The sequence below is a fragment of the Flavobacterium sp. FPG59 genome (assembly GCF_002150205.1).
Lineage (GTDB): Bacteria > Bacteroidota > Bacteroidia > Flavobacteriales > Flavobacteriaceae > Flavobacterium.
This window is the reverse complement of sequence record NZ_MTCA01000126.1, coordinates 1-8,689: the sequence shown is the minus strand read 5'-3', so window position 1 is coordinate 8,689 and position 8,689 is coordinate 1. Positions and strand designations below refer to the sequence as shown.

Annotated in this window: 10 protein-coding genes and 1 tRNA gene; 5 read left to right on the top strand and 6 right to left on the bottom strand. The window is 33.7% G+C overall.

The genetic code is table 11. The features are described from left to right. Positions 1–187: 187 nt before the first annotated feature. The 5 genes from FPG59_RS11065 to FPG59_RS11045 all read right to left on the bottom strand — a co-directional run bounded on the left by FPG59_RS11065 (position 188) and on the right by FPG59_RS11045 (position 3,854). On the bottom strand, positions 188–1,033 hold the full coding sequence (locus FPG59_RS11065; protein WP_086454664.1) for a DUF2911 domain-containing protein: 846 nt from the start codon (positions 1,031–1,033) through the stop codon (positions 188–190). Positions 1,034–1,084: 51 nt separating this feature from the next. After that, on the bottom strand, positions 1,085–1,759 hold the full coding sequence (locus FPG59_RS11060; RefSeq protein WP_086454663.1) for an HAD family phosphatase: 675 nt from the start codon (positions 1,757–1,759) through the stop codon (positions 1,085–1,087). Positions 1,760–1,844: 85 nt separating this feature from the next. Further along, positions 1,845–2,558 (bottom strand): ThiF family adenylyltransferase, encoded by a 714-nt coding sequence (locus FPG59_RS11055; RefSeq protein WP_086454662.1) that lies wholly within the window; start codon positions 2,556–2,558, stop codon positions 1,845–1,847. 40 nt (positions 2,559–2,598) lie between these two features. Further along, positions 2,599–3,252: a TatD family hydrolase gene (locus tag FPG59_RS11050; RefSeq protein ID WP_086454661.1), complete on the bottom strand. Its 654-nt coding sequence runs from the start codon at positions 3,250–3,252 to the stop codon at positions 2,599–2,601. Beyond that, positions 3,252–3,854 (bottom strand): DUF1684 domain-containing protein, encoded by a 603-nt coding sequence (locus FPG59_RS11045; protein WP_086454660.1) that lies wholly within the window; start codon positions 3,852–3,854, stop codon positions 3,252–3,254. The genes FPG59_RS11050 and FPG59_RS11045 overlap by 1 nt, the downstream gene beginning before the upstream one ends. 211 nt (positions 3,855–4,065) lie before the next feature. Here FPG59_RS11045 and FPG59_RS11040 point away from each other — a divergent pair, with 211 nt between their 5' ends. The 4 genes from FPG59_RS11040 to FPG59_RS11025 all read left to right on the top strand — a co-directional run bounded on the left by FPG59_RS11040 (position 4,066) and on the right by FPG59_RS11025 (position 8,013). Then, a complete protein-coding gene (locus tag FPG59_RS11040; RefSeq protein ID WP_086454659.1) occupies positions 4,066–5,289 on the top strand; it encodes an MFS transporter in 1,224 nt (407 codons plus the stop codon). A 282-nt stretch (positions 5,290–5,571) separates the two neighbouring features. Continuing rightward, positions 5,572–5,940 (top strand): BlaI/MecI/CopY family transcriptional regulator, encoded by a 369-nt coding sequence (locus FPG59_RS11035; protein ID WP_086454658.1) that lies wholly within the window; start codon positions 5,572–5,574, stop codon positions 5,938–5,940. Between the two features lie 37 nt (positions 5,941–5,977). Next, a complete protein-coding gene (locus FPG59_RS16435; RefSeq protein ID WP_086454657.1) occupies positions 5,978–7,798 on the top strand; it encodes a M56 family metallopeptidase in 1,821 nt (606 codons plus the stop codon). A gap of 74 nt (positions 7,799–7,872) precedes the next feature. Next, positions 7,873–8,013, top strand: coding sequence for an SsrA-binding protein (locus tag FPG59_RS11025; RefSeq protein ID WP_086454656.1), 141 nt, complete (start codon positions 7,873–7,875; stop codon positions 8,011–8,013). On the opposite strand, the gene FPG59_RS11020 is transcribed toward FPG59_RS11025, so the two are convergent. Further along, a complete protein-coding gene (locus FPG59_RS11020) occupies positions 8,010–8,522 on the bottom strand; it encodes an adenine phosphoribosyltransferase (RefSeq protein ID WP_086454655.1) in 513 nt (170 codons plus the stop codon). The two genes, FPG59_RS11025 and FPG59_RS11020, sit on opposite strands and share 4 nt — an antisense overlap. A gap of 94 nt (positions 8,523–8,616) precedes the next feature. Here FPG59_RS11020 and FPG59_RS11015 point away from each other — a divergent pair. Then, positions 8,617–8,689 (top strand) — tRNA-Arg (locus FPG59_RS11015).

Genomic DNA, 8,689 nt, shown 5'->3' with positions numbered 1-8,689 from the left:
GATCAGTACTCTTATTATTGATTTTATCAAATTTTCAAATTGAATACATGAAGTTGAGCAATAAAATATAAACAGATTATTTAATATGGAAGGGGCTTATTGAAAATCCCATAATCCAAGATTATCACCTAAAAAAAAATCCCGAACTACCATAGTAATTCGGGATTTAAAGTATTTGTTTTGCTTTTTAGCTCTTACTCCATTCAGCAATACTGTCTTTATTCATTTTTACATAATCTTGATTTTTTGCAATTTCTGCTGCTGCTAGGGAAGCTTTTGCAGTTTCTACAGCTCCTTTTTTATCGCCTAATTTTGCTTGAATCAAAGATTTCAATCTGTTGTACCAAAAAGGTTTTTCTTTTGTCATGTCTAATGCTTTGTTAACATGAGCCAATGCTTTGTTAGCATCTCCATTAGATTGAAACAAAAACTGAGCTGCAGAGAAATAATCCCCAGCAGATGGACCAGCTAAAACTTTTTCAATGTTAGCTGTTGTTTTTTGTTGAGTTGGCACTTCAAACTTTACTGCTGCATATGAATTTTCCCAATACATTTCTAGAAAAGCATAATTATTGTCTAAACCGCTCACTCCTATTGTAAAAGTCTCTACGCTTTTGTTTAATGTTTCTGGCTTAACCGATGTTTTCAAGACTACATTTTCTTCTTTCCATTCTTCTGGATTCCCCCAGTTATCAGTAGTTTTATAGAAAATCACATCCCAACTTTCAATTTTAGGAATTGTGTACAAAGAATATTTTCCTTTTTTTAATGTTTTTCCATCAATAATTACATCGTCACTAAAAGAAACAATTGTGTTATCGTTAGCTCCTGTTCTCCAAACTTTTCCAAACGGAATTAAATTTCCAAAAACTACTCTACCCTTAGCGCTTGGTCTTGAATACGTAATTTCAACATCTGTTAATCCCACAACTTGGTTTATGGTAGTTTTAGGACTAGATTGAGGTGTTCTTAACTGTGCTTCAGCACTTAAACCAGCCACAAAAAGGGCTAGCGCAATAATCATTTTTTTCATGGTTTGTTATTTTATGATTTTCAAATTTACAAATTCAGATATTCTTAAATGTTAATTATTCCTTAATTTAGCCTTGATTTCCTGGACTAATTCGAAATTCAATTCGTTAAAATGATTGATGATTACATCTGCAAGTGACAAATCTTGAGCAGCAGAATGTACACTGTTATAACCCACACAAAAAATTCCTGCTGCATTTGCAGCTTTAATGCCATTGGTACTATCTTCAATCACGATACAATTTTCTTTTTGGCCAATAGAAAGGCTTGCTGAATGTTCAAAAATGGCAGGATGTGGTTTTGATTGTACAAAATCTTCCCCGCTTATTTTATGGGTAAAATAGTCGTGTAGCTTAAACCTATTAAAAACACGTTCAATGGTGACTTTAGATGCTGATGAGGCCAAAATCAATTGCATCCCATTTTGATGTAATTCTTTAATTAAATTTTCAACACCTTCAAGCAATTCTAAATCTGCCTTGCTATCAAAAGCATCGTTAAAAATAGTACGTTTCCGCTGAATTAAATCCTCTACTTCTTGGTCAATTGTAAATAACTCTTTCAATTTCTGAAAGGTATTTCGCGTGGAAAAACCTGTAAATGAAGTGTACATTTCCTCGGTAACAGCAATATTTAGCTCTTCAAATTGCTTGAAATACGCGTAGCGGTGAACCGGCTCTGTATCTACGATTACGCCATCCATATCAAAAATTACTGTTTGTATCATTTTAAATTATGAGTTATGAATTGTGAGTTATGAATTACTAGTTATGAATTAATTATAATTGAATACAGACATAAAAAAGACATTACTATTTTTTAATCAAATAACGAATCACCGTTTCAGCGGCATACAACCCAAACAAACCAGGCATATAGCTGTTAGTTCCGTAAAACGATTTTTTAAAATTAGAGCCATCGGTCATTCTTAAACTAGATTCGTCTTGAATTTCAGAGGAGAAAACAACTTTTAATTTATCTATTTTTAGCTCTTTCAAGCGTCTGCGAATTGTTTTGGCAAAAAAGCAATTTACAGTATTCGTAATATCAGTCACTTTTACTTTAGAGGCTTCCATTTTTCCACCAGCGCCCATGCTACTGATGATTTTTACTCTTTTGCGTTTTGCTGCAACGATTAAATTTAGTTTTGGCGTCACACTATCAATACAATCCAAAACATAATCAAACTCCTCCGTAACAATCTCAAAAGCACGCTCAGGTGATAAAAATTCTTGCACGCGTGTTAATTGCAATTCTGGGTTAATATCCATCAATCTATCGCCAACGATAGTAATTTTTGGTTGTCCAACTGTAGAGTGCAAAGCAGGCAATTGTCTGTTAATATTGGTAATATCTACCACATCCCCATCTACAATTGTCATTTTCCCTACTCCGGCTCTCGCCAAAAATTCAGCAGCAAATGAGCCTACGCCCCCTAATCCTACTACTAATACGTTTGCATTTTGTAAATTAGCCAAACCTTCTTTTTTAAATAAAAGTTCTGCTCTTTCTGTCCATTCTGCCATTTTTTTATGTTTAAAAGTGTATTGTTTATATGTTATCCAATTAAAATTGAATTCCAAAAACAGTACTAAAGTTATTATTTATGATTTTTTGAATTTCTTCGACTGTGGTTTCTTTGTATTGGGCAGCACGTTCATAAACGGCTTTTATCCCATCTTCTACAGTATCGGTTTCTAGAAAAAAACGTTCTTGGGGAATGCTTTTAAAAACCGACTCTAAAGCTGGATTACGCAATAAATATTTTCCAAAAGAAAGGTAAAATCCCTGCTCAAACAATTGCTTAGCTACAATTGCATTTTTAGAAAATCCATGAATAAGTATCGGAACTGAGATGTTGAGCTTTCTTTTTATGACAATCAATTCATCAAAAGCGGCTACACAATGAATGACAACTGGTTTATTGAATTTTTGTGCCAAAAGCAATTGCTTTTCAAAAACTACTTGCTGTAATTCTAGCGGAATTTCAATGCGTTTATCCAACCCACATTCACCTACTGCAAGACAATTAGATTGTTGTAATTGTGTTTCAATGATTTTTAAATCAGCGTCAACTCGTTCTTCTGTGATATACCAAGGATGAATCCCGATAGAATAAAAAGGGAATTTCGCATCAAGTTCATGAGGATATTGATTCACCAACTCCAGTATTCCAGGTTGATTTGTAAAGTGATGCGTATGTAAATTAAAAAATTCCATTACTCGTGAAACTTTTTAACACCAGCCTTAATAGCAACATTCAAATCATTTTCTAATGGAACTAAGGGACAAGAATAACCGGGATTATACGCACAATACGGATTGTATGCCTTATTAAAATCTATTGTTATAACATCACCCTCAGGTATTTGTAAATCTATGTATCGCCCGCCAAGGTAACTTTCATGACCTGATGTTACATCCGAAAATGGTAGAAATAAGTAATTGACGTATTCCTTTTTTTTAGACAACTCCATATTTTGATATACATTCAACTTAAATTCTTGACCATCCATAGTAAAATAAACTTCACCGTATTTAATGTAAGTTGGTTTTCTATCGGTTGATGTTTTCATTAAAAAAGGTTGCTCACTAGGTGTTCTAACTAATTTTGCAGTCACAAAATAAGTTGGGTTTGCGGGAAAAAAATCTAATGATTTAAAAACTGCCAAATCCTTTGCTGTAAGCGGACTTTTTTCTGGGTTTGAATACTGTGCGTTTAATTCTTGTTGAAACTGAGCTACGGCCTCAGCATTATAAGACTCTTGCGCCACAACAAAAGTGAGTTGTAAACAGATAAAAATGGTTAGGACAGTTTTCAATGGTTTGATTTTTATGCAAAAATAGTGTAAAAGTTACAATACTACAATGAAAATTGAAGAACAAGAAACGTCATGAATAGCCTATTCCCTAGCCCAGATAGCAGCGAAAATCCTTGTATTTTTTTCTTTTTGAAAAAATACAAGATTGTAGCGAATAGCTGGAAAAAGCTCCTAAAAAACATTGTAAATTTGTAACTCACAAAACTACTTTATGCTGCAAACTGCTTTTCAACGCTACATCAATAATTTTAGAGGATTTACCAGAGAAATTTGGATCCTTACCTTAATTACTTTTATTAATCGTGCCGGAACCATGGTGCTTCCCTTTTTATCGAAATATTTAAAGGAGGATTTACATTTTTCCTATGCGCAAGTGGGCTGGATTATGGTAGCTTTTGGCTTTGGATCCATGCTTGGCTCTTGGTTGGGAGGTAAATTATCAGACAAAATAGGGTTTTACAAAATTATGATATTCAGCTTATTCACTAGCGGACTATTGCTTTTTATGGTTCAGTACATAAGAACATTTTGGGGATTGTGTGCCGGAATGTTTGTGATCATGACTGTTGCTGATATGTTTCGTCCCGCCATGTACGTTTCACTAGCTACCTATGCAAAACCTGAAAATCGTACCAGAGCCTTGACATTAGTGCGCCTTGCGGTAAACCTTGGTTTTACGGCAGGACCAGCATTAGGAGGATTAATCATCATGAATATGGGCTACAGCGGCTTATTTTGGGTTGATGGGAGTTCTTGTATCATTTCTATTTTAATTTTTACACTGCTCGTAAAAGAACGCAAAAAACCATCAGATTTGAATAGCAGTTCCAGTGAAACAGAGATTCCAGCATCCGTTTTTAAAGATAAAATATTTTGGATTTTTCTTTTTGTATGCTTTATAACTGCCGTATTGTTCTTCCAACTTTTCACCACTTTACCGCTCTATCACAATGAAAAATTTGGATTAACGGAGTTTCAAAGCGGACTTTTATTGTCCCTAAATGGTCTTTTAATTTTCTTTCTAGAAATGCCCATTGTAAGTTTTAGCCAAAGAAAAAATATCAAAAAACTTAAAATAATCCTTTGGGGATCCTTACTTATGGCACTTAGTTTTTACGTTTTATTGCTTAATATTTGGGCTGGCATCTTAGTGGTTAGTATTATTTTTATCACTTTTGGCGAGATGTTTATATTTCCATTCTCCAATTCCTTTGCCCTTAGCAGAGCACCAAAAGGTCATGAAGGCCGCTATATGGCTTTGTTTACCATGAGTTTTAGTTTGGCGCATATTGCCAGTTCAAAAACAGGTTTGGAAATTATTGACAGTTGGGGTTATCAAGCAAATTGGTTCATTATGGGAACACTTGGGATTTTTGCCGTTGCAGGTTGCATGTGGTTACAAAAACTAGTTCAGCAGGAAAAACGATCTAAATAATTTTATAATTTGGGCGTGACCCTAATCTAAAAAGGGGCTTATCAACATAGCGTTGAATAAGCCCCTTTTTTAGATTACGGTCGGGCTATCCTCACCGCTGCGGCGGTTTGCTCCTATCCCTCACGCGGCCCAACCTGAAACACTAAAACAATATATAACAGACATTTAGACTATTTAAAAACATACAACCCATTACAAAAACTATAATTTTAGTTAAATAACTATAAAAATAGTTCGCAAACTAAAAATATAGTTGTAAGTTTGAATCAAATAAAAAAGATCATGCAAAAACTGACTAATAAAGAAGAGGAAATCATGCACATATTATGGAAGCTCAAAAAAGCTTTTGTAAAAGAAATCTTGGCCGAAATCACCGAGGAGCAACCGCATTACAACACACTCTCTACTATAGTGCGCAATCTTGAAGAAAAAGGATTTGTATCACACAATGCTTTTGGGAACACTCACCAATACTTTCCCGTAGTATCCCTTGAAGAATACAGAAAACGTTTTATGCACACTGCAATTGACCATTACTTTAACAGTTCTTATAAAAATATGGTAAGTCATTTTGCCAAAGAAGAAAAAATATCAGCAGCTGAATTACGTGAAATTTTGGCCATGATTGAGCAACAAGAACAAAGCAACTAAGCTATTTAAAACCAACTAACCAAAAACTAAAACCAGCATGGAAGCACTTTACTTATATCTCATAAAATCCAGTGGCTTACTAGCACTTTTTTTCGTAGCGTATCATTTTTTACTGCGTAAAGAAACTTTTTTTACCAGCAACCGATGGTTTTTAGTATTGGGTTTATTCACTTCGGTTGTTTTACCATTGGTAGCTTTTACAAAAATTGTTTGGGTTGAACCAAGCACAAACACAATTGACTGGTCCCAAATTCCACTAACCACTAATTCTGAAAAGGATATTTCGGAAATCAATTGGTACTTAGTTATTGGAATGCTATATGCCATTGGTATGCTTCTTTTTCTATTAAAACTTGCTTTGGATTTTTATAGTTTACACCGTGTATTAAAAGGAAAACACTTTAAAAATCAAGCCGATTTTAAATACATTGACACCACAGAAAACATAGCGCCTTTCTCTTTTTTCAATACTATTGTTTACAATTCTACCTTATACAGCAAAGCCGAATTAGAAAATATTTTGGAACATGAAAAAGTACACAGCGAGCAAAACCATACTGTTGACGTATTAATTTCAAGACTATTTTGTGTTGTATTTTGGTTCAATCCTTTTGCTTGGTTGTATAAAAAAGCAATCTTGCAAAATCTAGAATTCATTGCTGATAGTGAAGCTACTAAAAAAATATCCGACAAAAAAGCGTATCAATTCACGCTCTTAAAAATAACAACACACGAAAACTGTGTTGCCATTACCAATCATTTTTATCAATCATTAATCAAAAAACGAATCGTTATGTTAAACAAAAATCAATCAAAAAAATGGAATTCATGGAAATATGTAGTAATTGCTCCAGCTCTAGTAGCGTTTGTACTTTTATTTCAAATTGAAGTAATTGCACAAGAGAAAAAACAAGTTACTCAAGAGACCACCTTAAACTCAGTCACCACTGAATTAGAAATAAACTCAACCTCAACAAAAGAAGAGCTAAATGCTGAAAAAGATTTTTTTAAAGAAGAATTTGGCATTCAAATAACTTTCACAGATTTAGAATACAATGACAACAATGAAATTACTCAAATAAAAGTTGTTCTAAAAAGCAGCAACAATGAAATAAAAATTTATAGTGTTAAAGAAACAACACCTATAAAACCTTTTAAAATCTTTGCTAAAACCGAAAATGATAAAAAAGTTATTTTTGGTTTCATGGCCGATAAAAAGAAAAACAGTCATCTGAGCAACCATTTTAAAGCCACAGAAAAGAATGCTGAAAAAATTGAAGTTGAAGTAAAAGATAGCGATTCAGAAACAAAGAAATCTAATGATGATGATGATTATTTTTCTATTAATAATTTTGAAAAAGATGGAGTGAAATATTTACTCGTTATCAATGGAGTTAAACAATCAAAAAATCAACCCATTCGCTTATCAATTAATGATGAAATAGTAAGCGAAAGAACATTAGAACCCAAAGAAGCTATTGCAAAATACGGCACTGATGCTGCAAATGGAGCACATGAGATTACAACTTCATCACTTAAAATTGAAAATAAAAAAAATGAGAAAAGGAAGGCTAAAGAAATAGAAGTTGTAAATGAGGAGATTCAATATAGAATAGATGAAGAACAAGCTAAAAAAGATGCCATTCAAGCTAAAATTGATAACGAACAAGCTAAAAAAGATGCCATTCAGGCTAAAAAAGATAACGAACAAGCCAAAAAAGATGCAGTTCAAGCAAGAAAAGATGCAATGCAAGCTAAAATTGATAGCGAACAAGCCAAAAAAGATGCAATGCAAGCTAGAAAAGATGCCATTCAGGCCAGAAAAGATGCAACTCGAGACAATTTAAACAAACAATAATATAATTTTCATTATTACAAAAAAGACGGTCCAAATCATGACCGTCTTTTTTATACCTTTGAAAAAAAATAAAGATGTTTAAAATATTAGCTCAAATCAACAAAATCATTCTACCTAGCTTTACAAAACAACGTTTGGACTTGGCCAAAGCCAAAAAATGGCAGATGGCAATTATTGGTTACAGGTATTACGTTACCACTCGTGCCTTACGCTAGTAGGTCATAGCAGCAAATACAACATGATTTAAAATTTTATCTCTTCCGTTCAAAAAACGCAGTTCCATCAAAAAATTACATTGAACAACCACACCGCCTAGCTTTTCTACAAGTTCACAAACTGCCTTTGCCGTTCCGCCGGTAGCCAAAACATCATCATGAACAAGTACACGATCCCCTTTTTGTATAGCATCTACATGAATTTCTAGACTATCTGTGCCATACTCTAAATCATAACTAGCCGAAATGGTCTCATAAGGCAATTTATTAGGCTTCCGAACTGGGATAAAACCCACCTTCAATTCATGAGCTAATAAAGTTCCAAAGAAAAAACCACGGCTCTCAACCCCAACAACCTTATCAATTTTTAAATTTTCAACACCTGCTAACAGTATTTGAAGGCATCCATTCCTTGCTTCGGGATCAAGAAGCAGTGGAGTGATGTCTTTAAACAAAATTCCTTCCTTTGGAAACCCCTGAATATCACGGATATAATTTTTTAAAATCATTTTTTTTTATTTTTTTACAATTTTACACTTGCAAATTACACTTTTATACCTATATTTGCACCCGCAAGCAAGACAATAAGTCGCTTCGCAAAAAGGCCTCGTGGCGCAACTGAATAGCGCACTTGATTACGGCTCAAGAGGTTACTGGTTTGAATCCAGTCGAGGTC